Origin of the sequence: Frankia sp. AgKG'84/4 (assembly GCF_023242965.2) — a bacterium.
GTDB lineage: Bacteria > Actinomycetota > Actinomycetes > Frankiales > Frankiaceae > Frankia.
In genome coordinates, this window is the sequence record NZ_JALKFU020000941.1 from 1 (window position 1) to 707 (window position 707).

Genomic DNA, 707 nt, shown 5'->3' on the forward strand with positions numbered 1-707 from the left:
TATAGTTGGTGATGTGTTGGGGGGGGTGGTTTTTTTTTTATATGTCAGGGGCCAGGGGGGGCGGGGGGGGGGGGCCCGGCGGCGCCGCGCGCCCCCCGCCGCCCGCCGGCACCGGCTGACCAATCTGATCGCGACGGTGCTCGCCTGGTCGTGGACGCAACGACCGTTCGCGGTGTCGCACACCGGCGCGCAGGAAGCGGTCACGCTGATGTGGGCCCTCGTCGAGACGCTCGAAACGGTGCTCCCGTACCGGCTGACCTTCTCCTCCCACATCACCTCGGCCAGCCCGGGCGGGGTGGCCGAGGACGGGGCTGGCAGCGCCGCGCGGGTGGTCGCCGGCGACGTGTCGCGACCGGCACGGACCGCGGACGGGTCCATCGCGCCCCGGTTGCTGTTCGTCCCGATGCCGCCGGATCTGGCCCTCGGCCTGGACCCGGATTCGATTCACGTGGATCCACGGGTGCGGCCCTACGTCCCGCCGATCGTCCACGACGCCGCCCGGCTGCTGGTGGCGGTGTACGGCCTGGGCGGGATGCGGGCGGTCAGCGGACTGCTGGCGATGGTCGCGGACCAGGTCTTCCAGCCGAACGATCCGGAGCGCTGGTGCCGCTCGCTGGTAGCGGCGGGCAGCGCGGACGCGGTGGCGCCGGGCGACACGCCCGACCCCGAGGGCACGGCCGGGCCGTCGTCGGCGTCCTGGCCGGCGG

At 73.8% G+C, this 707-nt stretch carries 1 pseudogene; it reads left to right on the top strand.

What is annotated here, in order from left to right:
- Positions 1-13 precede the first annotated feature (13 nt).
- A pseudogene (locus MXD58_RS26185) lies at positions 14-707 on the top strand (hypothetical protein); the annotation flags it as partial.